Origin of the sequence: Selenomonas ruminantium AC2024, from assembly GCF_000687995.1 — a bacterium.
Lineage (GTDB): Bacteria > Bacillota > Negativicutes > Selenomonadales > Selenomonadaceae > Selenomonas_A > Selenomonas_A ruminantium_B.
Genome location: NZ_JIAC01000001.1, coordinates 1,545,933 through 1,570,519, shown reverse-complemented (window position 1 = coordinate 1,570,519; position 24,587 = coordinate 1,545,933). Strand labels below are relative to the sequence as shown.

The 24,587-nt window shown below is 51.6% G+C and carries 22 protein-coding genes; 3 read left to right on the top strand and 19 right to left on the bottom strand.

The features are described 5' to 3' along the window. Positions 1-6: 6 nt before the first annotated feature. From hisB to surE, 18 genes are all read right to left on the bottom strand, one after another. The gene (gene hisB / locus P157_RS0107415) at positions 7-594 is read right to left on the bottom strand and encodes an imidazoleglycerol-phosphate dehydratase HisB (protein WP_026760433.1); all 588 of its coding nucleotides are present in this window, start codon (positions 592-594) and stop codon (positions 7-9) included. Continuing rightward, positions 591-1,661: a histidinol-phosphate transaminase gene (hisC, locus tag P157_RS0107410; RefSeq protein ID WP_026760432.1), complete on the bottom strand. Its 1,071-nt coding sequence runs from the start codon at positions 1,659-1,661 to the stop codon at positions 591-593. The genes hisB and hisC overlap by 4 nt, the downstream gene beginning before the upstream one ends. Beyond that, positions 1,661-3,001, bottom strand: a complete 1,341-nt coding sequence (gene hisD / locus P157_RS0107405; protein ID WP_026760431.1) for a histidinol dehydrogenase — start codon at positions 2,999-3,001, stop codon at positions 1,661-1,663. Before hisD ends, hisC begins: the two co-directional genes overlap by 1 nt. Continuing rightward, positions 2,998-3,660: an ATP phosphoribosyltransferase gene (hisG, locus tag P157_RS0107400; protein ID WP_026760430.1), complete on the bottom strand. Its 663-nt coding sequence runs from the start codon at positions 3,658-3,660 to the stop codon at positions 2,998-3,000. Before hisG ends, hisD begins: the two co-directional genes overlap by 4 nt. 69 nt (positions 3,661-3,729) lie before the next feature. Next, the gene (locus tag P157_RS0107395; protein WP_026760429.1) at positions 3,730-4,242 is read right to left on the bottom strand and encodes an HD domain-containing protein; all 513 of its coding nucleotides are present in this window, start codon (positions 4,240-4,242) and stop codon (positions 3,730-3,732) included. After that, positions 4,239-5,423: an ATP phosphoribosyltransferase regulatory subunit gene (gene hisZ, locus P157_RS0107390; RefSeq protein WP_026760428.1), complete on the bottom strand. Its 1,185-nt coding sequence runs from the start codon at positions 5,421-5,423 to the stop codon at positions 4,239-4,241. Before hisZ ends, P157_RS0107395 begins: the two co-directional genes overlap by 4 nt. Positions 5,424-5,455: 32 nt before the next feature. Continuing rightward, complete coding sequence (locus tag P157_RS0107385) at positions 5,456-5,758, bottom strand: YerC/YecD family TrpR-related protein (RefSeq protein ID WP_026760427.1); 303 nt, start codon at positions 5,756-5,758, stop codon at positions 5,456-5,458. Positions 5,759-5,914: 156 nt separating this feature from the next. Continuing rightward, positions 5,915-6,880 carry a hypothetical protein gene (locus tag P157_RS14100; RefSeq protein ID WP_051598540.1) on the bottom strand — a complete coding sequence of 322 codons (966 nt, stop codon included), beginning with the start codon at positions 6,878-6,880 and terminating at the stop codon, positions 5,915-5,917. Positions 6,881-7,125: 245 nt separating this feature from the next. Beyond that, positions 7,126-8,130 carry an HlyD family secretion protein gene (locus P157_RS0107375; RefSeq protein ID WP_026760426.1) on the bottom strand — a complete coding sequence of 335 codons (1,005 nt, stop codon included), beginning with the start codon at positions 8,128-8,130 and terminating at the stop codon, positions 7,126-7,128. Between the two features lie 721 nt (positions 8,131-8,851). Beyond that, on the bottom strand, positions 8,852-11,470 hold the full coding sequence (gene alaS, locus P157_RS0107365; RefSeq protein ID WP_196243139.1) for an alanine--tRNA ligase: 2,619 nt from the start codon (positions 11,468-11,470) through the stop codon (positions 8,852-8,854). A 153-nt stretch (positions 11,471-11,623) separates the two neighbouring features. Beyond that, positions 11,624-12,934, bottom strand: coding sequence for a sensor domain-containing diguanylate cyclase (locus tag P157_RS0107360; protein WP_026760423.1), 1,311 nt, complete (start codon positions 12,932-12,934; stop codon positions 11,624-11,626). Positions 12,935-13,094: 160 nt separating this feature from the next. Continuing rightward, positions 13,095-14,708 carry an MBL fold metallo-hydrolase gene (locus tag P157_RS0107355; RefSeq protein ID WP_026760422.1) on the bottom strand — a complete coding sequence of 538 codons (1,614 nt, stop codon included), beginning with the start codon at positions 14,706-14,708 and terminating at the stop codon, positions 13,095-13,097. A 66-nt stretch (positions 14,709-14,774) separates the two neighbouring features. Next, the gene (gene murB / locus P157_RS0107350; RefSeq protein WP_196243138.1) at positions 14,775-15,689 is read right to left on the bottom strand and encodes a UDP-N-acetylmuramate dehydrogenase; all 915 of its coding nucleotides are present in this window, start codon (positions 15,687-15,689) and stop codon (positions 14,775-14,777) included. A gap of 29 nt (positions 15,690-15,718) precedes the next feature. Further along, complete coding sequence (trmL, locus tag P157_RS0107345) at positions 15,719-16,210, bottom strand: tRNA (uridine(34)/cytosine(34)/5-carboxymethylaminomethyluridine(34)-2'-O)-methyltransferase TrmL (protein WP_026760420.1); 492 nt, start codon at positions 16,208-16,210, stop codon at positions 15,719-15,721. Between the two features lie 14 nt (positions 16,211-16,224). After that, positions 16,225-18,780 (bottom strand): DNA translocase FtsK, encoded by a 2,556-nt coding sequence (locus P157_RS0107340; RefSeq protein WP_026760419.1) that lies wholly within the window; start codon positions 18,778-18,780, stop codon positions 16,225-16,227. Between the two features lie 16 nt (positions 18,781-18,796). Then, on the bottom strand, positions 18,797-20,077 hold the full coding sequence (locus P157_RS0107335) for an amidohydrolase (protein ID WP_026760418.1): 1,281 nt from the start codon (positions 20,075-20,077) through the stop codon (positions 18,797-18,799). 15 nt (positions 20,078-20,092) lie between these two features. Beyond that, on the bottom strand, positions 20,093-21,334 hold the full coding sequence (locus P157_RS0107330; protein ID WP_026760417.1) for an adenosylhomocysteinase: 1,242 nt from the start codon (positions 21,332-21,334) through the stop codon (positions 20,093-20,095). A gap of 70 nt (positions 21,335-21,404) precedes the next feature. After that, positions 21,405-22,160 carry a 5'/3'-nucleotidase SurE gene (gene surE / locus P157_RS0107325; RefSeq protein ID WP_026760416.1) on the bottom strand — a complete coding sequence of 252 codons (756 nt, stop codon included), beginning with the start codon at positions 22,158-22,160 and terminating at the stop codon, positions 21,405-21,407. A gap of 149 nt (positions 22,161-22,309) precedes the next feature. Here surE and P157_RS0107320 point away from each other — a divergent pair, with 149 nt between their 5' ends. The 3 genes from P157_RS0107320 to P157_RS0107310 all read left to right on the top strand — a co-directional run bounded on the left by P157_RS0107320 (position 22,310) and on the right by P157_RS0107310 (position 23,546). After that, on the top strand, positions 22,310-22,861 hold the full coding sequence (locus tag P157_RS0107320) for a phosphoribosyltransferase family protein (protein ID WP_026760415.1): 552 nt from the start codon (positions 22,310-22,312) through the stop codon (positions 22,859-22,861). A gap of 167 nt (positions 22,862-23,028) precedes the next feature. Then, positions 23,029-23,286 (top strand): type II toxin-antitoxin system RelB/DinJ family antitoxin, encoded by a 258-nt coding sequence (locus tag P157_RS0107315; RefSeq protein WP_026760414.1) that lies wholly within the window; start codon positions 23,029-23,031, stop codon positions 23,284-23,286. After that, on the top strand, positions 23,283-23,546 hold the full coding sequence (locus P157_RS0107310; protein ID WP_026760413.1) for a Txe/YoeB family addiction module toxin: 264 nt from the start codon (positions 23,283-23,285) through the stop codon (positions 23,544-23,546). Before P157_RS0107315 ends, P157_RS0107310 begins: the two co-directional genes overlap by 4 nt. Before the next feature lie 53 nt (positions 23,547-23,599). On the opposite strand, the gene rfbB is transcribed toward P157_RS0107310, so the two are convergent. Further along, positions 23,600-24,583, bottom strand: coding sequence for a dTDP-glucose 4,6-dehydratase (gene rfbB, locus P157_RS14095; RefSeq protein ID WP_051598539.1), 984 nt, complete (start codon positions 24,581-24,583; stop codon positions 23,600-23,602). Positions 24,584-24,587 lie beyond the last annotated feature (4 nt).

Below are 24,587 nucleotides of genomic sequence, written 5' to 3'. Positions count from 1 at the left end.
CCCTCCTTAGAGCATCCCTTTGGTCGATGGAACACCTTTAACCTTCGGGTCCTGGTTTACCGCAATTCGCAGTGCATGACCCAAAGCCTTGAAAATCGCTTCAATCTTATGATGGGTATTCGTGCCATAAAGGACTTTTACATGGAGGGTAATACCCGCGTGCATGGCAAAAGCCCGCAGAAATTCCTCGGTGAGTTCCGTATCAAAACCGCCCACCATAGGAGCCATTTCGCCGCCATCATAGACGAGAAATGGCCGCCCGCTGATATCGAGCGTAACAAAGGCCAAGGATTCATCCATCGGCAGATAAAAGGTGCCATAACGGCAGATTCCCTTTTTATCGCCAATGGCTTCCTTAAAGGCATCCCCCAAAGCGATGCCAATATCTTCTACACTGTGATGGCCATCTACTTCCAAATCCCCATCACAGCGCAAGTCCAAATCCAGCTGCCCATGTACCACCATGAGATTTAACATATGGTCGAAAAAGCCGATACCGGAATCAATCGTACCATTGCCCGCACCGTCAAGATTTAACTGCAGAGCAATTTTCGTTTCGGCCGTTTCCCTGTTTACTGCAGCGATTCTATTCATGCCCGTCCCTCCACAAAGGCTTTCATCTCGTTATACCAGGTATCATTTTCCTCGCGCAGGCCCATGGAAATGCGCAGGCAGTTTTCAAGGCGCGGTGCCTTGCCAAAGCTGCGCACGCCGATGCCTTTTTCTTCCAGATACTGGTTTAATTCCTCCGCTTTGGCATATTTAATCAGAATAAAATTCGTTTCCGAAGGGTAAACCGTCACGCCGGGCAGTTTGTCCAAAAGAGTGGTCATGCGCTTGCGTTCGGCAATCATCATCTGAATGCGCGGCACATATTCATGGCGCATCTGATAGACAATATCGGCCGTAACCAAGGACAAAACATTCATATGATAAGGCATATAGGACTTGCCAATCATCTCCACGATTTCCTTGCTGGCCAGCATATAACCCACGCGGGCAGATGCCAGGCCATAGGCTTTGGAGAACGTCCGCGCCACAATCAGATTCGGGTATTTTGTTAGCAGCCCCACTGCCGTCTGACCATAAAATTCCATATAGGCTTCATCAATCAGCAGCGCGCAGTTTTTATGGATATTGGCCGCAATGTATTCGATATCGGCCAGAGCATAAGCCGTACCTGTCGGATTATTGGGATTGCAGATAACGGCAAGTCCTGCCTTTTCCTCGTTGATGACCTGCACGAATTTTTCTTTATCCAGCGTATAATCTTCATTCAAATCAACAGCGATTCCCTGCGCCTGTGCCGCTTTGGCATAGATACCATACATGGAAAAAGAGGGCACAGGATAAACGATTTTTTTTGCCTTAGTGCCGCCAAAGCAGAAAAAGAGTTTTTCAATGATTTCACTGGAACCATTGCCGAGCAAAACATTTTCCTTTTGCAATCTGTGATTGTCGGCAATCTGCTCGCAGAGGTAATCGTATTCCTCATTTGGATAGCGGTTAAAGGCCACACGGGAAAGGCGGCCCATCACGCGGTCCTCGACCATCGGCGGCAGATTCATATTGCATTCATTGGCGTTGACCTTTATCTGCCAATCCCGCTCCACCACATCATAGGACGGCATATCTTTCAAACCGGTACGGTATTTTAACATCAATTCTTCCTCCTTAAACGAATGGCATTGGCATGGGCCTGCAGGCCTTCTGTCTCTGCCAGACGGATGATATCCTCGCTGACTGCTTCCAAAGCAGGCTGCGTATAGGAAATCAGGCTCGTGCGCTTCATAAAGGTTTCCACGTTCAGCACACTGTAATAACGGGCCGTGCCGCCCGTGGGCAGCACATGATTCGGCCCCGCAAAATAATCGCCCAATGGTTCCGGCGAGTACGCACCCAAGAACACGGCGCCTGCATGGCGTACATAGGGCAGCAACTGGAAGGGTTCACGGGTCAAAAGTTCCAGATGCTCCGGCGCTGAAGTATTGGCAAATCTTAGGGCTTGCATCATATCGTCTGCAATGACAATCAGGCCATTGCGCTCGATGGATGCGCGGGCAATTTCCTGACGCGGCAATTTTTGCAGCTGATTTTCTGCTTCTATTGCTACCTGCCGGGCCAGCTTTTCACTGTCGGTAATCACAATACTTGATGCCAAGGGATCATGTTCGGCCTGACTCAACATATCGGCCGCTGTATAGACAGGGTCTGCGCTGTCGTCCGCCACAATCAGTATTTCACTGGGCCCCGCCAGCATATCAATATCCACATGACCGTAGACTTCTTTTTTGGCCAAGGTCACAAAGATATTGCCGGGGCCGGTAATCTTATCCACACGCGGAATACTTTCCGTACCAAAGGCCAAAGCGGCGATTGCCTGTGCGCCGCCGATTTTGTAGATTTTCTTTACGCCTGCAAGCCTTGCGGCAATGAGCACATAGGGATTGATGGCGCCATTTTTTGGTGGCACCATCATGACGATTTCGCCCACACCGGCCACTACCGCCGGCATAGCGTTCATAATGACCGAGGACGGATAAGCTGCCGTGCCGCCGGGCACATAGATGCCTACCCTGTCCAACGGAATCAAGGACTGCCCTAAAAGAGAACCGTGTTCCCGATAAGTCATCCAGGAATTGGGCTTCTGTTCCTCATGGTAACGGCGCACGTTTTCCGCCGCCTTCTTTAAGGATGCGACCACCTGTGGGTCAGCCTGCGCCTCTGCAGCGGCAAATTCTTCCTCCGTCACCACTAAATCCTTGATATCACAGTCCACTTTGTCAATGAGTTTCGTATAGCGCAGAACAGCCTTATCACCTTCAAAGCGCACATCACGCACAATCTGTGACACAAGTTCTGCCGCCGTCATATCCTTGCCGAAAGTTGCTTTATTGGCTTCCCGGATTTTCGGGCTCAGTTCCACTTCATCAAAAGCAGGCTTCTGCAAAAGTTTATTGATGGCTGCTTCGCCTAATTCACTTGCCTTGACTATTTTCATTGTGCCGCCTCCGCTTCTAAGACCTTCCGCAAATCTTCCACCAGACTATGAATTCGGTCAAACTTCAACTTAAAGCTCACCCGATTGGCAATCAGCCGTGCCGTGGCCTCCTGAATGGAGACGATTTCCTCCAAATCATTTTCCCGCAAGGTCGTGCCGGTTTCGACAATATCCACGATGCTCTCGGAAAGCCCCACAATCGGCCCGAGCTCGATGGAACCATTGAGTTTGATGTACTCCATCTGCATGCCCTGCTGACGGAAGAATTTCTCGGCAATATGCGGGAACTTTGTCGCCACACGCGTATGATTGTAGTCCATGAGTTTGGCTCGCTTCTCTGCCTTTGGCACAGCCATCATCAAGTGGCACTTGCCAAAGCCCATATCGAGAAGTTCATAGACGTCTTTTTCCGTTTCGAGCAGCACATCCTTGCCAATCACGCCGATATCGGCCGCCCCATATTCCACATAGGTGGGCACATCAGCGGTCTTAGATACGATAAATCTTATCTTCTTCTCCTCATTGCTGATAATCAGCTTGCGGGATTTATCCGATAAACCTTCGGCAGTATAGCCGATTTTCTCCAACAGCTTTGCCGACAGGCCAAAAAGCTTGCCCTTGGGCAGTGCTATGGTAAGGTATTCTATTTCAGACTTCATGCACAGGCCTCCATTTCTATCACGTTTTGACATGTCAGATTTGACTTGTCAAATGTCAATTGTCAAATGTCAGTTCAGTTCATCCGCCGCCCGCAAAAGGGCCAGTTCCGGCGGGTCATTTTCCGTTTTTTTTCGATGATGGCAGCGAATAATTGCCGCTTCCTCTTTCATGCCGATGCCTTCGAGCTTCATTGCACCGATTTCGGGGTGCTGGTAATAGACATAGAGGATATGGCCCAGCCAGCCTGTCTTTGTTTCTGCCAGCTGACGGGCTTTGACTGGCGCAAAATGCTTGACCAGTACAGCCAGCACCTTGCCCATAATATCCATATCGCCCTGCACCCGCCCCACATCATGGAGCAGAGCTGCCCGCAGGAGTAAATCTCTATCCCCTGCCGGTGCTTCTCCCCAGAGCCGCATGGCCGTTTTCGCCACATTTAAGGCGTGGTACTGGTCGGCAGGATGCATGGCGTAAAACAAGGATTGCGCCGCCGCAGGCAACGTTTCCTCCACCCAGGCTCTATCCGCCATCGTTATCCGGGCGGTTATGGCCCGGTAAAACTGCTTAACCCGCTGTATCATGCGATATACTCAAAAGCCGCATAGTTCTTTGCCTGCTGGCTTTCCCGAGCTTCGGCTTCCGTCTGACTGCTGACCGCCAGCTCCACGGACTTACCCTGCTCACGCAGCTGGGCCGCCCGTTCAATAGCCGTCGTTTCCTTGCCTGCTGCATAGCCCACATAGACATCTCTGGGCAGGCTGTGCATGGGCAGTTTCTGCCGCTCAATGGCCAGCAGAATACGCTCAATGCCTAAGGCAAAGCCCGTTGCCGGACAGGCCGTACCAAAGTCCGCGAGCAGATGGTCATAACGGCCGCCGCCGCAGAGGGGATACCCCAGCCCCGGCGCATAGACCTCAAAGACCATGCCCGTATAATAGCTGAAATCCCGGATGATGCCCAAATCAAAGCGCACATACTGTTCCACCTTATAGGCTTTCAGCAGACGATAGATTTCTGCGAGGTTATCGAGTGCCCGGCGGCTCTGCTCGTTCAGTGCCATATCATAAGCCTGTTTGAGCAAATCTTCGCCACCGTTCAGCAGAGGAAGTTCCTTTAATACCTGCTTGGCGTTTTCCGGCAGGTTCAGTTCATCCACCAGCTGATTGAGTTCCACCAAATTGCGGCGTTCCATGGCCGCCTTCAAATCTTCCTGTTCCTGGCTGCTCAGGCGGTATTGATTGAGAATGCCGTTGAGGAATTCCACCTGCCCCAGGCAAACTGTAAACTCTGTCAATCCGGAACGCAGGAGTCCCGTAACCGCCAAAGCCACCACTTCCGCATCGGTAGCCGGGCTGCCGGGTCCCATAAGCTCGACGCCTGCCTGATAGAACTCGCACTGGCGGCCCGCCTGCGTCTGTTCATAGCGGAACACGCTGCTGATATAGGAGAGCTTCAAGGGCAGCGGACTGTCCTGAAGACGGGTGCTCACCAGCCTTGCAATGGGCGTAGTCATTTCATGGCGCAGAGCCAGAGTCTGATTTGACTTGTCAAAAAGCTTGAAGAGATGGTCGCCGATATTCTGGCTGCTTCCGAGTCCTAAAGTATCCAGATACTCAATGGATGGCGTCACCACTTCTTCGTAGCCCCATTGGGCAAAAAGCTCGGCCAGCCGGGTTTCCACCACCCGCTTTCCCGCCGCTTCTGCCGGCAGGAAATCTCTGGTTCCATAGGGAATTTTCAGTACGCTGTTATCTTTTTCCATGAACACTACTCCCCCTCAATATGTCAGCTTAATCAGTCGGCCTTATCCGCCGGTATTCTGTCGAGCACAATCTTGTAGCCATCCGCACCGTAATTCAGGCAACGCTTCACCCGGCTGATGGTAGCCGTGCTGGCACCGGTGCGGGCCACGATATCATCATAGATATGCCCCCCCTGCAGCATACGCGCCACTGCCAAACGCTGAGACAGGGCTTTTAGTTCGCTGATGGTGCAGATGTCCTCAAAGAACTGATAGCACTCCTCCAATGATTTTAACGATAAGATGGCTTCAAAGAGCATATCATTCTGCTCATCACGCAGTTTCGGATTAACCACTTACCTCTCCTCCTTATTTTCTTTTTATCTTTATTCCTTTAGTTTGCGAAATTATGTCACTCATTATAACATAACCGTAAACAAAAAAAAAGCCTCAGAAAGATTTTTTTGCTTTCTAAGGCTTTTTGTTTCACAATGTCATTTTAGCAAATACATTTATCTTTGTGCTTTCACCCATGCGGAGAAAGTTTGTGCGTACTGATTGCTGCGATTTGCCTGTACATAGGCATAGAATTTGCGGATTTGCTCGGCGCGTTTACGAATTTCTTTGCCCTTCCAGTTGTCCTTTTTGCCGGGAGCAAAGAGATTCGTGCCGCCCAGCGCATACTGACGTGCCACAATATCCTCTAAGGCTACCTCGGGATTGCATAGGATATCATAGAACACCGCGAAGGTGGTGGTACGGCCATGTCCGGCATGGCAATGAAAATGCAGCCAGGCATTTTTCGGCAGACTCTTATAAAAGGTCATAAACGCATCGACCTCTTCATCCGTTGGTGCCATCTGGTCGGTAATCGGAATCCGTTTGTAACGCATGCCGAGGCGGGAAGCAAGTGCTTCCTCTGTTTCCACCTTCTCTACTTTAACACTGCAGGCCGAAAAGAGTTTGGTATCGGTTTTGCCCATCGGCACAAATGTCATTTCCTTGTCCACCAAAGATTGCAGCCATTTACCCTCGGCCTGTTTTACAGCCGCCGCTTTAAGATTGGCGTTGCCCCTGTTCTTTTTCATGTACTGGCTTACGGGAATATCACCATTCACAAAACCATGGGATTCCTTCCGCAAATCCACCACGTAGATAACCGCATCACTGCCCGCAGCTGTACGAATCTTATCCCGAATCAGCGAAAGACCCGAACCGGAGAACCCCGCACTGGCAGAACATCTCAAATTATCGAGCCCCTGCCGGGATGGTACCGGCTGCAAGGACTTCGTAAACGTATCCGTCATAAAGCGCAGGCTGCGGGGAAATACTGCCCCGGTCTTGGCATCGAGCCTCAAAACGGCTTCTTCTTGTTTTGCGGCAGCCTGTACTGCGCCCATCAGCAGAATCAGCAGGCAGGATATTACCGCCAGTATTCTGCAACCGGATTTTTGTAACCAATGACTTCTTCCCAACATAGATGATACAACCTCCTCATCTTTCAATCTTCTCATTCGTTTGGCACTTGGCAAATGTTTTTTCGCGCAAATACTCCCGGAAGGAATGAATCTTACTTTTGGACGGATAAAATATTTTTATATATTCGCCTATAACAGGTGTTTTTCCTGCCCATGCTTGCTAAATGTCAAAATTCCCCCACAAACATGCATTTTTACAAAAAAACTGCCCTTTTCTCCAAGGAAAAGAGCAGCTATAGCATAGGTTATTCTTTGAATTCGATTTTTCCGTTCATACCGGATTTAATGGTAAAGGACGGGTCAGCGGGCAGGGAGATTTTGACAACAGTCAGGGATTTTGACTTGTCAACATTTGACTGGTCAGATTCTGACGCGTCACTTTCCGGCGCCGTGATATCCTTCACGGTCCCCTGGAGCTTGTGGCCGTCAATCTCATAATTGACAAATTCTCCGAGCCGTACTTTGGCCGCCTGCGTTTCTGTGAGTTTGGCTTCAAGCCAGGCATCATTGCTGGCCTGAATGCGGGCTATTTCCTGATCGTTCTTGAGCTCGCTGTCAGCGGCAAGGCCGTCAGCCAGGCGCACAACACCAGAGGCCGTAGCTACGATTTCCTTGACCTGCTGGTCACTCTTGGCATTGGCCAAAGCCGCTTCTGCCTGTTTCACCTGCAATTCCGCCTGTTTCAGCACCTCGGGACTCGTGGGAATCACCGTGGTCTGCGTCGATACGGAAGGAGCAGAGTTGGCCGCTGCCTGGGCAGCAGCATAAGCCGCCGCCGCTTCATCTCTCTTCGCCGCGCTGATGGCGCCCATGCTGAAGAGTTCATTCATGCGCTGCATGCGAGCATAGGCATTAGACGCCCGCTGCTGGGCCCCGCTGTCCACCACAGGTGCCGAAGGCTGTGCTACAGTCGTTCCCTTCTGCAGCTGTGCATAGCTCTGCTGGGCCAGCTGAACATTCTGCTCGAGCTGCGCGATATCTTCCGGGGTAATCTTGGATTCTACCCGCGCAATGACAGCTCCCTCTTCCACATAGTCGCCATCCTGCACCAGTACTTCCGTAATCTTACCATCCCCCTTGGCGCTGATTACCGACTCGTTGCCAACGACCACCGCATCACTGATGGTAAAGCCGCGCTGATTGTGCTGATAAAGGTACAAGCCCCCACCAGCCAATGCCGCCAGGGCAATCAAGCCCAGCAGGCCAAAGCGGATAAAATTTTTCGCTTTCTCTGTAATATCTACTTCCATCTATATCCCCCCTTGGGATTTTACTACACCATAAATTGCAGTTTATTGCTCAGTTCTTGCTGAAATATTTTTGTTACAACTCAGTTTTGGCGGAGGTGGTAATACTTTTCGCCGTTGCACTAAATGACCCACAAGCAAATGTATGGGCTTTTTAGCCACCTGCGCCGGGCAAGACCGGCGGCGCGTATGTTCAGCCCTGTGTTTAGTCTATGCCGTTTGTGGGCCAGTCCTCACTGCGTTCGGACAGTCGTTCCACGGCGAAAAGCATCACCACCTCCGCCCTAAGTGATGTCCTTACAAACCGTCAATTTCGCAGTGATAAGCAGCAAGTACATCGATGTTCTTGTTACAGGAGCAACGAGTTCGTGGCAATAGTATTGGCCATAGCTTGGGGCGGACGGGGAGTGATTTTTCTGTAGGGAGCGACTGCCTGAACGCAGTGAAGGCCGGCCCCGACAGAAAGCTGCTAAGCAAATACGCTGAAAGCAGCGCCGTTGGCCTGCCCGGCGCGAGTAACTGGACAGCTCAATTTCACGAGGGGGTCGTTTAGCGGAAAACAGAAAAATTACTCCCCGTTCGCCCCTGACTACGTATTGGCGGGGTACTTTTAGCTCGAATTATCGATTGAATTGACAAACTGCAATTTACTTAAAAGCCCGTTGACACTTCTGTCAGCGGACTTTTAAGTTAAGGGAATTTTTCCATCCCCTTATTTATTCACTTAGCCCAGCTGAGCCTTAATCACTTCTACAGCCTTATCAAATGCCTGCGGCAGAGCATCAGCATTCTTACCGCCAGCCTGAGCCATGTCCGGACGGCCGCCGCCGCCACCACCGACAACGGCAGCTGCTTCCTTGATAATCTTGCCGGCATGGATGCCCTTGGCATTGGCTTCTTTCGTGGCCTTAACCACAAGATTTACCTTGCCGTCATTTGCGCAGGCCAGAACCACAACACTCGGCGTATCGAGCTTGGAGCTCGTCATATCGGCAACTTCACGGAGTTCGTCCATGCTGCCGGCATTGGTCTTGCCGCAGACGACGTTCACGCCGTTAATGTCCTGCAGACCAGCAATGAGTTTTGCCGCATCGGCTTTGTCACGCATAGCAGCAACTTCATCAAGCTGTTTCTGCATAGCCTTCATTTCGCCCTGCAGTTTTTCAATCTGTGCCGGAACTTCTTCTTCCTTAGTCTTGAGCTTGCCAGCAGCTTCCGCCAGCACAGCCATCTTCGCGTTGGCATAGTCAAGTGCAGCCTTACCCGTGATGGCTTCGATACGGCGCACGCCGGAAGCAACACCAGATTCGCTGACAATCTTGAACATGCCAATCTGACCGACATTGGCTACATGAGAGCCGCCGCAAAGTTCCATGGAGAATTCCGGAACCTTGACCACGCGTACCACATCACCGTATTTTTCGGAGAACAGGGCCATAGCACCAGCGGCTTTAGCTTCGTCGAGGCTCATATGGGAAATTTCCACATCCTGCCCCTTGAGGATTTCGTTGTTGACGAGTTCTTCCACATCAGCAAGCTGCTGAGCCGTCACCGGTTCAAAGTTCGTGAAGTCGAAGCGCAGGCGTTCCGGCGTAACGGAGGAACCGGCCTGGCTGATCTGGTCGCCCACGACCTTCTTGAGAGCAGCCTGCAGCAGATGCGTAGCCGTATGGTTGCGGGCAGAAGCCAGTTTCTGTGCCTTGTTGACCGCAATCTGTACTTCGTCGCCAACCTTAAGCTGACCTTCTTCGACATAAGCTACATGGTAAACCGTGCCGTCCGGCAGTTTCTTGGCGTTGCTGACGCTGATATGACCGAATTCAGAAGTCAGAATACCTTCGTCACCAACCTGTCCGCCGCCTTCTGCGTAGAACGGCGTCGTCGTGAGGATTACACCAGCTTCCTGGCCGTCGGTGATTTCGTCCACCAGCTTGCCATCCTGCCAGATAGCGACAACCTTGCCTGCCGTAGCCTGTTCATCAACCGTCAGCTTGCTGACATCAATGGAAGACAGGTCGGGCACAGCCACACGGGTGTTTTCGGCACGGGCGTTGCGGGCGCGGGTGCGCTGCTCGTCCATGGCCTTGTCAAAGCCTTCCTTATCGAGTTCCAAACCATTTTCATGGAGAATTTCTTCCGTCAGTTCCCAGGGGAAACCAAAGGTATCGTAAAGACGGAAGGTAACTTCGCCGTCGAGCGCCGTCTTGCCGGCAGCCTTAACCTTTTCGATTTCGGCACCGAGAAGTTCCATACCCTGATTGAGGGTAGCAGCGAAACGGTCTTCTTCGAGGCTGATAACCTTCTTGATGTAGTCAGCCTTGTTGACGAGTTCTTCAAAGTCCTTGGCACCGCGGTAGATTTCCACAGCAGCGTTAACGGCACCTTCGAGGAACTTGTCCTTAATGCCGAGCATGCGGCCATGACGGATAGCACGGCGCAGGATGCGGCGCAGAACATAGCCGCGGCCTTCGTTGGAGGGCAGAATGCCGTCCATAATCATGATGGCCATGGAGCGGGCATGGTCAGCGATAACCTTGAGGGAGATATCCTTTTCGGCATCTTCGCCATAAGTCACACCGGCAACACCGGCAGCGTATTCGATAATCGGGTACAGGAGGTCGGTTTCAAAGTTGGTCTTCTTTTCCTGTACAACGGAAGCCAAACGCTCCAGACCGCAGCCCGTATCGATGTTCTTATGGGCAAGGTTCTTGTAGGAACCATCTTCCTGCTTGTCGTACTGCGTGAACACGAGGTTCCAAATTTCGAGGTATCTGTCGCAGTCACAGCCAACTGCGCAGTCCGGCGAACCGCAGCCGCGTTCTTCGCCCAGGTCAATGTAGATTTCGGAGTCCGGACCGCAGGGGCCAGGGCCGATTTCCCAGAAGTTATCTTCCATCTTGACAATGTGATCCTGCGGGAAGCCCGGCTGGGATTTCCAGATTTCGATAGCATCATCATCATCCGGATAAACCGTAACCCAGAGTTTGTCCTTCGGCAGTTCGACGACTTCCGTCAGGAATTCCCAAGCCCAGGGAATAGCTTCGCCCTTGAAGTAATCGCCAAAGGAGAAGTTGCCCAGCATTTCAAAAAACGTCTGATGGCGGGCGGTGCGGCCGACATTTTCGATATCACCGGTACGCACGCAGCGCTGACTGGTCGTCACTCGCGTGCGGGGCGGCTTCATCTTGCCCGTGAAGAACGGCTTCAACGGTGCCATACCTGCACCAATCAGGAGCAGGGTCGGGTCATCCTGCGGAATCAGCGAGAAACTCGGCAGGCGAAGATGCCCTTTCTTTTCTGCAAAGAACTGCAAATAAGCTTCGCGCAGTTCGTTACCACTCATATACTTCAAACAAATCTACCCCCATATAGGTATTTTGCAGCAGATGGGCTCTGCTGTAATTTACAAACTTAACGTTCCTATTTTAGCACAAAACAGGCCATAAATAAAAGGGCTTGCGGTAATTTTTGCAAATTATCCGCAAAGCCCTTATGCTTATCCATTATTTTCCCCATTTCCCCGGCGGGAAATGATTTCTTCCTTGATGTCCTCGTAGAAGGTGTAATGTCCCCGACAATGTTCCTTGCTGTAATAGAGCGCATCATCACTGCGCTGCAGCAGGATGTCCAAGGTCACCGCTGCCTGATCCGTAGAAGCCACCCCGATACTCATGCCCAGTCCGCGGAAACTGATGTCCTGATTGAAAAATTCCCTGGCGGCCTTATAGAGCTGGTCCAGCTTATACATCAGACTCTTCCGCTCCGGCACGGCAAAGATGGCCACAATGAACTCATCGCCGCCAATTCTGGCAATGAAGTCCTTGGGGAACGCACTTTGCAGCAGTTCCGCCACTGCCATCAAGGCCGCATCACCATACTGATGACCGAAGGTATCGTTGAGCTGCTTGAACTGGTCCAAATCCATATAGCAGAGGGTCAGTGCCCCGCCGCTGTGGCTGCGGTGATGGTCCACAAATTGATAGAAGTACCGCCGGTTCGCCAGCCGCGTCAAATCGTCGGTACGGGATAACAGGAGAATCCGTTCCTTATTGGCGTATTCGTCGGTCACATCCTTGGCCACGCCGATGTTGCCAATCATCTTGCCATCTTCGTCAAAAATCGGTGCCTTATAGGTTTCCAGCTGCCGCAGGCCCAGTTTGGAATGCAGCACCTGCTCCTGAAACAGTGTCGGCTTGGGATTGGCGGCAATCGCAGCATCCGTTTCGAGGCAGACATACTCCCCTTCCGCGTACTGCTCCGGACTGATGCCCCAAATCTCATAATGCTTTTTGCCTTCCACTTCGGCCATGTCCTTGCCCACCATCTCACAGAAAGCCTGATTGACTTTGAGATGGTGACCTTCCATATCTTTGAACCAGACGAAGCCCGGCATAGTGTCCACCACCGTCTGCAGGCAGTTGCGGGTATGCCAAAGCTCCTTTTGCTTATAAAGGTCTTCCAGCAAGTGCTGACAAAAAAACGGCCAATAGTTTTCAATCTTAGTAAGTGGCCATACCCTACAAGCACGCGCAATTTTATCCGACGATAATTCATCCAGTTTGTCGGAACAAATGATTAAGCGCGTATCCGGGCCAAATTGCGCATCAAATTGTTCAGTATCCCCGTCAGCGTCGGTATTTAAGATAACAGCAGCGCATTTTCGCTCGGCCATCGGCGGCAACGCAGCCAAAGAATCCACCACTTCCAGCTCCATCTGACAATTTGCAGGGATATCCGCACCCTTCATAGCCTGGACTGCAATCTCCGGCATACCTGCCATAACGACCAAAAGATGACAACGGAACATATTTATACACCTCAAACCAGTTGCTTGAACCGATAAAGAGCCCCACGATTTACTCATGGGGCTCTATAAATTTCTATAAGGTATTACTTATAGGTATGGTATCAAAGAGAACCACCATTGTCAATTACATTTTCGTTATTGTCTCTATAAGAAATAAGAATTAAATATTAAACGGCGCAAAGAGTTTCCGCAGGTAATTGAAGCCTTTGGTGATGGCTTTTAACAGTGGCTCCATGGTCTTGGGCTGACGGACGGCCAGCTGCAGTACCTTATGCCGCAGATTCCGATACTCCGCATCGAAGTTTGCTAGCTGCTCCTCCATCTCCATTTCCACCGACACTTCGGGAATATTGGAGGGCTGAACCTCACTGGCCCGGCCATGAATGACCACAGCATCGCCACGGAAGGGAATATAGGCTTCCCCTTGATACTCCTTCTGAATCCGGCCCTTCATGTATTCCTGTCCCTGTGCCTCACCGTGGACGATAAAGATTTTCGCCGGCTTGGGATTCTGGAAATTGCTAATCCAATCCATAAGCTGGTCGGTATCCGCATGAGCCGAAAAACCGTTCATAACCTGAATCTGCGCCTTGACCGCCACTTCCTCGCCCATAATCCGCACGCGTTTGATGCCTTCAACCAAACGGCGGCCCAAACTGCCTTCCGCCTGATAGCCCACGAAGAGAATCGTAGACTCCGGCCGCCAGAGATTGTGTTTCAGATGGTGCAGGATGCGGCCGGCATCGGCCATGCCCGAAGCCGAAATGATGATGGCCGAACCTTCGGAACTGTTGAGTGCCCGGGACTCTTCCGGCGTCTTGCAGATACGCAGCTGCGGAAATTCCGTCAATTTCTCGCTGTTGCCAAACATCTCAATGGCTTCCTCATCAAAGTCCTGATAATTCTTCAAAAAGATACGCGTGGCATTGATGGCCAAAGGACTGTCCAAAATAATGGGAATATCCCCATCCAACCGTCCCTGCTTCCAGAGATTGTAGAAGTAATAGAGCAGCGTCTGGGTGCGCCCCACGGCAAAGGAAGGAATGATTACATTGCCGCCCCTGTCCATGGTATCGTTGACAATTTCGAGCAGCTTTGTTTCCTTGTCGTAGGTCTTGTGTTTGCGGTCACCATAGGTGGATTCCACCACCAGAAAATCTGCCCCTTCAATCACCGTAGGGTCTTTGATAATGGGCTGCTTGGGCTGGCCCAGGTCACCAGAGAAGACGAGCTTGGTGGTTTTATCCCCTTCTGTCACCATCAGCTCCACAATGGCCGAGCCGATGATATGCCCCGCATCAAAGAATTTTACCTGCATATTCTCCCCCAGGGAAAATTCCTGTTCATAGGGCATGGGGACAAAATGCTTGAGCGCCTCCATGGCATCATCGATGGAATAGATGGGCTCCACCGGTTCTTCGCCCCGCCGCTGATTCTTGCGATTGAAGGATTCCGCATCGGACTGCTGGATAAAGGCCGAATCCGGCAGCATAATCTGCGCCAGGTCACAGGTGGCCTGGGTAGCATATACTGTGCCCTTGAAACCTTCCTTTACCAGTTTCGGAATCAGTCCGCAGTGGTCCACATGGGCATGAGTGAGAATAACCGCCTCAATTCCCGCGGGGTTAAAGGGAAAGTTCTCGTAGTTGTGCTCGCGAATCCGCCGGGCTCCCTGAAACATGCCGCAATCGATGAGAAATTGCCGTTCCTGCGTTTCGAGCAAATAGCAGGAACCTGTCACCGTATGCGCTGCGCCTAAAAATTCCAACCGCATAAAAATCCTCTCCTTTCAGGATTATACTTGTATAATTCCTTAAAGGAGAGGGAAATTCCTGCTTATTTATTTTTCGCCAATCAGGCGGACTTCCGGCTGCAGTTCAACACCATGCGCTTCCTTGACACGCTTCTGCACTTCGCGGATGAGATTCAACACATCCGCCGCGGTGGCGCCGCCTTTGTTCACGACGAAGCCTGCATGCTTGGTGGAAACCTGCGCGCCGCCCACAGACAAGCCCTTAAGTCCCGTCTGATCGATAAGCGTACCGGCAAAGTAGCCCTCGGGCCGCTTAAACGTACTGCCCGCGCTGGGCATTTCGAGCGGCTGCTTGGACTCACGGCGCTGGGTAAAATCCGCGATACCGGCGCGGATTTCTGCTTCGCTGCCGGGCACCAGTTCGAGTTCCACTTCCACGATGGCTTCCCCGTTATTCTGGAAGATGCTGTGGCGATAGCCCAACTCCAACTCCTCCAGAGTGTACGTCTTGATTTCCCCGGCACGGGTAACAGCCTTAACGGCCTTGACCACATTCTTGGTCTCTCCGCCATAAGCACCGGCGTTCATAAAGACGGCACCGCCGATGCTGCCGGGAATGCCACAGGCAAATTCCATCCCGGCCAGACTGTGCTGGGCAGCAGCTTCGGCCACATCCTTGAGCAGGGCGCCAGCCCCTACGGTCATCTTCGTACCATCCACGGCAATGCTGCTGATGGTATCGGCAAAGTTTACCACCACGCCACGGATGCCCTTGTCGCTGACCAGCATGTTGGAGCCATTGCCCACAAAAGTCAACGGCAGTTCATATTCCTGCACGAGCTGCAGGATTTTCTGGGTTTCCTCCAGATTGGCCGGTTTTATCAGGCAATCTGCTGGGCCGCCAATCTGAAAGGTGGTATGTTCACTCATGGGAGCGTTCAGCATAATCTGTTCCGGCTGCAAAAATTCTTGGCAGGCCCCGATGAAATTCTCATTGATCATCTTTCGCATTCATTCCTATCTTACATTACTTACTTTTTCCACATGCGCAGGCCCGGGCCCACTTCTGCGAGCTGACCGAAGTCAAGCTGCCGCAGGGCTTCATAGGCCACTACCGCCACCGCGTTGGAAAGGTTCAGCGAGCGGGCATCCGCAATCATGGGAATGCGCACGCAGGAATCCCAATGGGCATTTAAGATTTCCTCAGGAATCCCCGCCGACTCCTTGCCGAACACCAGCATATCCTCGGAGGTGTACTGCACTTCCGTATGGGCATGCGGTGCCTTGGTGGAACAGTAGTAGAATTTATGGTCGGGATATTTTTCCAGCACTTCATCGAAGTTCTCGTGATAATGAACCTTCACCAAATGCCAGTAGTCAAGTCCCGCCCGCTTCAAATGCTTGTCATCGGTGGAAAAGCCCAGGGGCTTTACCAGATGCAGCTCAATGCCGGTAGCGGCACAGAGACGGGCGATATTGCCCGTATTGCCGGGAATTTCCGGCTCGATTAAAACAATATGCAAAAAACTTACACCTCTTACAAATTGGCCAGCACTTCCAATGCTTCATCACTGGTCATCAATATTTCGCGTGGCTTGCTGCCGACATTCGGCCCCACGATATTCAACTCTTCCATGGTGTCAATCAACCGCCCGGCCCGGGTAAAACCGATGTGGAAGCGCCGCTGAATGCTCGAAGCCGATGCCTGCCCCGTACTCATGACGAGATTGACCGCATCAGCCAGCAGCGCATCGGTCTTGGGCGCACTGCGCGCGCCCTTGCCGCTGTCTTCCTCTGCCGCCTCGGACATTTCCTTTTGCGTAAAGGCTTCGATTTCCTCGTTGGGTTCCATTTCCTGTCCCTGTGCGCGGATGAAATCCAAAAGCTTTTCCACTTCCTCATCGCTGATAAAGGCGCCCTGCACGCGGCGGGGCTTCGACGCACCAATCGGGAAGAACAGCATATCGCCGCGACCCAACAGTTTTTCGGCACCGCTGCGGTCAAGGATGGTACGCGAGTCAATCTGACTGGACACCGCAAAAGAAATTCTGGACGGCACATTGGCCTTGATAATGCCCGTGATAACGTCAACGGACGGCCGCTGGGTAGCCAGCACCATATGAATGCCAGCCGCGCGTGCCTTCTGTGCCAGACGGCAGATGGCATCTTCCACATCATGCGGCGCGACCATCATCAAGTCCGCCAGCTCGTCGATGATGATGACGATGGCCGGCATCTTATCGTCCGGGAAGCTGTCGTTATAGCCCTGCATATTGCGGACACCTTTTTCCGCAAACTTGCTGTAGCGCTTCTCCATCTCCTGCACCGACCAGTTGAGTACCGAAGCCGCCTTCTTGGCGTCAGTAACCACTGGTACCATTAGATGGGGTATGCCATTGTAATTGGACAGCTCGACCATCTTGGGGTCCACAAGAATGAATTTGACTTCATCGGGCTTGGCCTTAAAGAGAATACTCGTGATCAGTGTATTAATGCAGACGGACTTACCGGAGCCTGTGGCACCAGCCACCAAAAGATGCGGCATCTTGCCCAAGTCGGCAAAGATGCCCTGCCCGCCGATATCCATGCCGAGACCAACCGTGAGTTTGGACTTGGCCTTGTCGAACTTGGCATTTTCCAAAACTTCGCGCAGCTGCACACCTTCGAGCTCCTTATTCGGCACTTCGATACCGATGGCACTCTTGCCGGGAATCTGTTCGATACGCACAGAAGCGGCCGCAAGTCTTAGGGCAATGTCGTCCGCCAGATTGGTAATCTTACTGACCTTCACTCCGGGAGCTGGTTCGAGTTCATAGCGCGTAACGGCCGGGCCATGGCAGGCATTGAGAATGGTAGCCTTGACCTTGAAGTCAGCTAATGTCTGCTGCAGCACCCGGGCATTATCAGCAATTTCCATTTCCAAGGCGGTGTTCTTGGCCTTGGCATGCTTGCTTAAAATCTCCGTGACCTTCGGCAGTTCATAGGGCTTAACCGGCTTAGGCGGTTCTGCCGCCGCCTGCTCGGAGCCATCCAGAATAGCCGCCGCAGGCCGGATGGGCGCAATCTCCCCATAGCTGGGCATAGCCGTACGCTTGGCCGCATCCTTCATGGGCTTAGCCGAAGGAGCCACCGGTTTAGGCTGGGCCACATTGACAGCAGGCTGACTTGTCAAATTTGACTGGTCAACTGTTGACATGTCAATTTCTGACATGTCAACCTCCTCCAGATCAACACTTTCTTCCTCTGCCCCATCATCCAGGCGGCCATATTCAATGGTAAACTGCGGCAAGTCCTCTGCCTTTGTTTCCATTTCGGCTGCGGGTGTACTTACTGCAGGTTCAGCCACCGTTTCGGCAGCTGTCGCTTTTTCTTCTGCAGGCGGCTCGGCAAAGTGGTCATCCGTTTCCTGATTGTAGAAAGAGGCCTTGACCTTTTCCACGACTTTTTCCTCTACCCGCTCGCTGACATCAGCGACCTTTTCATAGGCCACCGCCATGGCCTTGCCAGTGACAGCAGCACTCTTGGCCGCCGTGCGCTGCGTGCGCAGGACACCATTCGCCAAAGACCAGGTTGTGGACAGCAAAATGGAGCCAATCACGCCTGCCCCGAGCAAAATGATGGAGCCATCCACGCCAAAGAACTTCCGCAGAATTAAGAGCAGCCCGCCCGCCATAAGGCCGCCGCCCCGCGGCAGACTCTCCGGCAGGATTTCCGCTCCGGGTTCCACGGCCATATGATGCCAGATGGCCAGCACCGACAGAAACAGCATCCCTAGCCCGAAAAACCGTGGCGAATACCGCAGACCATGGTGCTTGACAATATACTGATAGCCAATTAAGAGAATCAGCAGGGAAATCACAATGGCGCCAATGCCGAACATATAGTTCAGGCATTTGGCAAAGTACAGCCCCACAAAGCCCACATTGAGCCCGCAAAGACCACAGATGGAAATCAGGCTTACCGCTGTCAAAAAGAGGCCCCAGAGTTCATATTTGCGCTCGGGACTTCCGGGCTGCTGGGCCGGAGCCCGCTTCTTCCCGGAAGCCTTTCTGCGCCGCGGAGCCGTCTTGCGCTCCGTCGTCTTCTTATTCAAGGGATCACCTCAGTACTTACTTTTTGAGGCGGTCAGCACAACGCTGAGCCTCGTAACAAATCCGCTCTTCGTCGAGGGTTTTGAGTTCATTTTTCTCCATAATCACCTGACCGCCGCAGATAACCGTATCCACAGAACCGGCATTAGCTGCATAAACGAGCAGGGAAACGAGATTGTTACGCGGGAACCAGGCCGCGCTGTTCATATCCCAAAGCGTAATATCGGCCTTATAACCAGCCTCCAGACGGCCCAAACCTTCAATATTCACAGCCTGCGCACCGTATTCCGTGCCCATTTTCAGCGCTTCAAAAGCCGGCACAGCCAGCGGGTCATACTCGTTGACCTTGTGGAGCATAGCGGCGAGATTCACTTCTTCGAGCATATCCAAATTGTTGTTGGAAGAAGCACCGTCCGTGCCCAGAGCCGTCACAACACCTTCTTTGAGCAGACGGGATACCGGCGCAAAACCGCTGGCCAGCTTCATATTGCTGCCGGGGTTATGGGCTACGGCAATCTTATGCTTCTTGATAATGTCAATATCATTGTCATCGAGATGTACGCAGTGAGCAGCCAGCACATGGTCATTGTCAAAGATGCCCGTTTCCTCTACCCAGGCGAAAGGACGCTTGCCATACTGCTTGAGGGAGTCTTCCACTTCCGTCTTCGTCTCATGCATGTGAATATGGATGCCAGCGCCTAAGTCCTGCGCGGCCTTGGCTACCTTCTTGAGGAATTCCGGCGGACAGGTATAGGGCGCATGCGGGCCAAACATTACCGTAATCTTGCCGTTGTTGGCACCATGGTAATCCTTATAGAGCTCCACATTTTCCTGCAGTTTCTGCTCTCCATCCGGAGCCACGCCGATGATGCCGCGGCAGAGCACACCACGAATGCCTGCATCCATAGCCGCCTCAGCCACGCGGTTCATATAGGGGCCATACATATCCGCAAAGGTCGTGGTGCCGCTGCGCACCATTTCCACCATGGCCAGCATGGCGCCCCAGTAGATATCGTCCTCATTCATTTTGGCTTCAATCGGCCAAATCATATTGTTGAGCCAATCCATCAGCGCCATATCGTCTGCATAGCTGCGCAAGAGGGTCATGGACGCATGGGTATGGGCGTTGACAAAACCCGGCGTAGCCAGATGGTTCTTGCCATCAATCACCTTACCCGGACGGAAATCCTCCGGCACATCGCCAATAGCGGCAATCTTATCCCCATCCAGCATGATATTCGTAAGTGGCGTCGTGCCATCCGGCTTAACCACATATACATCTTTAACTAACGTTTTCAAAATTACTTCCTCCTGTTACTCCATATTGAGATATGCCCGCTGTTCCGGCGTCAGCGTGTCAATCGCCATCCCCAAGGACTTTAACTTGAGCTCCGCCAGTTTCACATTGACTTCATTGGGCATCAGATGAACTTCCTTCTTGAGTTCCTTGCCATGCTCCAAGAGGTGCATCATCGAGAAGAACTGCACGCCAAAGGACAAATCCATGATTTCTGCAGGATGACCGTCACCAGCGGCCAGATTTACGAGGCGGCCTTCGGCCAGCAGATAAATTTTGCGGCCATCTTTCTGCAGGAATTCTTCGATATTGTTGCGCACCTTGCGGCGGGACTTAGACAGGCTCTCGAGTTCCGGAATATTGATTTCGCAGTCAAAATGACCGGAGTTCGCGAGCATGGCGCCGTCCTTCATGGATTCAAAATGACGCTTCACGATAACATCCTTATCGCCCGTAAGCGTCAGGAAGATGTCACCAATCTTAGCCGCTTCATCCATCGGCATCACACGGAAACCGTCAAAGACCGCTTCAATGGCCTTAATCGGGTCAACTTCCGTAATCACGACATTAGCGCCGAGGCCGCGTGCACGCATAGCGCCGCCCTTGCCGCACCAGCCGTAACCAGCAATGACCACAGTCTTGCCCGCAATCACGAGATTTGTCGTGCGCATGATGCCGTCCCAGGTGGACTGGCCCGTGCCATAACGGTTGTCAAACAGGAACTTCATATAGGCATCATTGGCCGCAATCATCGGGAACTCCAGCTTGCCGTCCTGTGCCAAACCACGCAGACGGTGTACGCCCGTAGTCGTTTCCTCGGAGCCGCCGACAATCTTTGGCAGCAAGTCACGATGCGTTGTATGCAGCGCATGCACCAAGTCGCCGCCATCGTCAATGATGAAATCCGGTTCAATCTTCAAGGCTTCATCAATGAACTTAAAGTATTCTTCTTCCGTGCAGTCATGCCAGGCAAAGACGTTGACGCCGTCTTCCACCAAAGCGGCTGCCACGTCATCCTGTGTGGACAGGGGGTTGCTGCCCGTGATGGCCACTTCTGCCCCGGCATGCATAAAGACTTCCGCCATATAGGCCGTCTTGGCTTCTAAGTGCAGCGTAATCACCATCTTTTTGCCAGCAAAGGGTTTGGTCCGGGAAAATTCTTCATCTACGGCACGCATCACAGGCATAAAGTTCTTTACCCATTCAATCTTGTCGTGACCGCTTGGTGCAAGTTTAATATCTCTAATCATCGATTTCATGTCAGCAACCTCCCTAATACAGTAAAAATCTCAACCTTAATTGTAGCACGAAAGACCTCTCGCCGTCACCCTATTTTTCGAGCCGCTGGTCCAGTTCCACATAATCCGTCAAATCCGCCACAAGTGGCGTAATGGAAATATACCCCTGCTCCGTAGCATAGATATCCGTGGCATTGCCCTTATCCCGGTCATAAATCTCTCCCGCCATGGTATAAAAGACCTTGCCATCCCGCTCTTCCTTCATAAAGGCGTTCAGATAATCCCGCTTGCCCTGACGGCCAAAGACATACTGGGGCACACCATCCTTCAGGAATAAAGGGAAATTCATATTATAAAGGAAAGTTTTGCCATCCTCCGGCAATAGCGACTGTAAATCCCGCGCAAAAATCTCCGCCGCCTCATCATAGGAAAGCTCGCTTTCCACATCCAGAGACAAAGCAAAAGAGGAAATATCATGGAAATAACCTTCCATCGCCGCTCCCACCGTGCCGGAGTAAATGATATCCGTAGCCAGATTGGCCCCATGATTAATGCCGGAAATCACGAGGTCCACAGGCTTTTCTTTCGTCATAAAGGCTTCGATATATAATTTGGCACTGTCCGCAGGTGTCCCCCCCACGGCCCAGGCCTCAATACCGTACTTTTCTTCCAGTTCCGCATCACGGGCCACCTCAATCGGCTTGCCGATGGTCAGGGCGTTACTCATGCCGCTCTGCTGCTGCATGGGCGCCGAAACCATCACCTCATGCTCTTTATGCAAGGCCCGCACCAGGGCTTCGATTCCCGGCGCCTTAATGCCGTCATCATTGGATAATAAAATTCGCAAGCAAAAACCTCCTTCACCGTTGCACCGCAACACATCATTCCTATTCTACCAATTTTCCTCTTTTCTTACAATAATATTTGCGCTCACGCCCAAAAGAGCGTATAATAGTTCTGCAACACGCAAAATTCTCAGACGAGGAGATTTAGGAAATGGCAAATAGATTTTATGAATTGACGGTGGCCGGCTGCAAACGCTCGCTGCCCATTCTGAATGTCACGGACAAACTGGCAATCGCCGGCTTCATCATGCTCGGCGACCCGGAACTGACACTGGCCTGTGCCAAGGAACTGGCTAAAAAAATTCCGGAAGGCACGGACGTGATTCTCACCGCAGAAACCAAGGGTATTCCCCTGGCCGCAGACCTTGCCCGCGAACTCGGCATGGAACGCTACATCGTAGCCCGTAAATCCGTCAAGGCTTACATGGAAAACGCCGTATGGGTGGAAGACATCTCCATCACCACCAAAGGCGTACAGAAACTCTGCCTGGACGGCGTAGACGTTGACCGCCTCAAAGGCAAAAACGTCCTGCTGCTCGATGACGTAATCAGCACCGGCGGCTCCATGAAAGCCCTCGCCGAACTCACCGAAGAAGCCGGCGGCAAAGTAATCGGCGAAGCCTGCGTACTGGCCGAAGGCGACGCCGCAAAACGCACGGATATCATCTTCTTGGAAGCTCTGCCGCTCTTTGACGCAGAATAAACACAACCACAAACGAGGCAGTAACGAACGCATCTATTCGTTACTGCCTCGTTTTGCTAGGTCTATCGTAACTAACAAATATGCCACATAAGAACCGCTATTCTGTAACAAAAATCTTTACAGCATATTCACAAACGTTGTATAATTAGTATATGGAGGTGTTTATTATGGCACAAGCAACCATAAACTTACGCATAGATGCTGATTTAAAGCATGAAATGGAAACGGTCTGCAAACTGATGGGAATGAACATCACTACAGCATTTACTATATTTGCCAAAAAAGTAACTGCTGAACGGCGAATTCCCTTTGAAGTTTCTGCTCCCCCCGACCCATTCTACAGTGCAGAAAATATTGCCCGCCTCAGAAAATCCATATCTCAACTTGAATCTGGTCAAGGAACAGTACACGAGGTAGAACTATGATAAAATCATGGTCTGATGATGCTTGGGATGATTTCTGCTATTGGCAAAAACAAGATAAAAAAACATTAAAAAGAATCCTTGCTCTCATAAAAGATATCGACCGCAACGGCTATACAGGAATCGGAAAACCAGAACCTCTACGTGAAGATTTATCTGGTTATTGGAGCCGTCGCATAGACGATGTAAACCGCATTGTCTATAAAATTGCAGCCGACACCATCTACATAGCGCAGTGCGGCAGCCACTATCGCGACAAATAAATAAAATAGAGCATGGTCACATTCCAGATGACCATGCTCTATTTCTATTCTATTTATCCCCTGGCTAAAATATCCTGCCACCACTTCTTATTATCCAGATACCACTGAATAGTCTTCTTGATGCCGTCCTCGAACTTCGTTTCCGGCAACCAGCCCAGTTCATTGTGTATCTTTGTCGGGTCGATAGCATAACGCATATCATGGCCTTTTCGGTCCGCCACATGGGTAATCAGGGATTCCGGCTTACCCAGTGCCTGACAAATGAGCTTGACGATATCAATGTTTTTCTTCTCATTATGTCCACCAACATTATAGACTTCTCCGACTATCCCCTTGCGAAGAATCAGTTCTATAGCCTTGCAATGGTCTTCCACATACAGCCAGTCGCGGACATTCTTACCTTCACCATATATCGGCAGGGGCTTATCAGCCAAAGCGTTTACTATCATCAGAGGAATCAGTTTCTCCGGGAAATGATACGGTCCATAGTTATTGCTGCAACGGCTAATCGTCACCGGCACACCATAGGTACGTCCATAAGCCATCACCAGTAAGTCAGCCCCGGCCTTGGAGCTAGAATAAGGACTGCTGGTATGAAGCGGCGTTTCTTCCGTAAAGAACAAATCCGGACGGTCAAGCGGTAAATCACCATAAACCTCATCCGTAGACACCTGATGATACCGCTGAATCCCGTACTTACGGCAGGCATCCAAGAGTACACTCGTACCAATAATATTGGTCTGCAGGAAAATCTCCGGATTTTCAATTGAACGGTCAACATGAGATTCAGCCGCAAAGTTTACAATAACATCCGGCTTTTCTTCTTCAAACATCTTATAAACGGCCTGACGGTCAGCAATATCGCCCTTGATAAATTTGAAATTCTCATGCTTCTGCGCATCTTCGAGTGTCGCCAGATTGCCTGCATAGGTCAGCTTATCATAGCAGATAATCTTATCCTCAGGCCGTGCACCCAGCATATAGTAAACAAAATTGCCGCCAATAAAACCGGCACCACCGGTAACTACAATATTCATCGCC

What these genes read in the sequence shown, in the direction of transcription:
- hisB (WP_026760433.1), bottom strand. Translation starts at nt 594, where the DNA reads ATGAATAGAATCGCTGCAGTAAACAGGGAAACGGCCGAAACGAAAATT.
- hisC (WP_026760432.1), bottom strand. Translation starts at nt 1,661, where the DNA reads ATGTTAAAATACCGTACCGGTTTGAAAGATATGCCGTCCTATGATGTG.
- hisD (WP_026760431.1), bottom strand. Translation starts at nt 3,001, where the DNA reads ATGAAAATAGTCAAGGCAAGTGAATTAGGCGAAGCAGCCATCAATAAA.
- hisG (WP_026760430.1), bottom strand. Translation starts at nt 3,660, where the DNA reads ATGAAGTCTGAAATAGAATACCTTACCATAGCACTGCCCAAGGGCAAG.
- P157_RS0107395 (WP_026760429.1), bottom strand. Translation starts at nt 4,242, where the DNA reads ATGATACAGCGGGTTAAGCAGTTTTACCGGGCCATAACCGCCCGGATA.
- hisZ (WP_026760428.1), bottom strand. Translation starts at nt 5,423, where the DNA reads ATGGAAAAAGATAACAGCGTACTGAAAATTCCCTATGGAACCAGAGAT.
- P157_RS14100 (WP_051598540.1), bottom strand. Translation starts at nt 6,880, where the DNA reads ATGTTGGGAAGAAGTCATTGGTTACAAAAATCCGGTTGCAGAATACTG.
- P157_RS0107375 (WP_026760426.1), bottom strand. Translation starts at nt 8,130, where the DNA reads ATGGAAGTAGATATTACAGAGAAAGCGAAAAATTTTATCCGCTTTGGC.
- alaS (WP_196243139.1), bottom strand. Translation starts at nt 11,470, where the DNA reads ATGAGTGGTAACGAACTGCGCGAAGCTTATTTGCAGTTCTTTGCAGAA.
- P157_RS0107360 (WP_026760423.1), bottom strand. Translation starts at nt 12,934, where the DNA reads ATGTTCCGTTGTCATCTTTTGGTCGTTATGGCAGGTATGCCGGAGATT.
- P157_RS0107355 (WP_026760422.1), bottom strand. Translation starts at nt 14,708, where the DNA reads ATGCGGTTGGAATTTTTAGGCGCAGCGCATACGGTGACAGGTTCCTGC.
- murB (WP_196243138.1), bottom strand. Translation starts at nt 15,689, where the DNA reads ATGATCAATGAGAATTTCATCGGGGCCTGCCAAGAATTTTTGCAGCCG.
- P157_RS0107330 (WP_026760417.1), bottom strand. Translation starts at nt 21,334, where the DNA reads ATGAAATCGATGATTAGAGATATTAAACTTGCACCAAGCGGTCACGAC.
- P157_RS0107320 (WP_026760415.1), top strand. Translation starts at nt 22,310, where the DNA reads ATGGCAAATAGATTTTATGAATTGACGGTGGCCGGCTGCAAACGCTCG.
- P157_RS0107315 (WP_026760414.1), top strand. Translation starts at nt 23,029, where the DNA reads ATGGCACAAGCAACCATAAACTTACGCATAGATGCTGATTTAAAGCAT.
- P157_RS0107310 (WP_026760413.1), top strand. Translation starts at nt 23,283, where the DNA reads ATGATAAAATCATGGTCTGATGATGCTTGGGATGATTTCTGCTATTGG.
- rfbB (WP_051598539.1), bottom strand. Translation starts at nt 24,583, where the DNA reads ATGAATATTGTAGTTACCGGTGGTGCCGGTTTTATTGGCGGCAATTTT.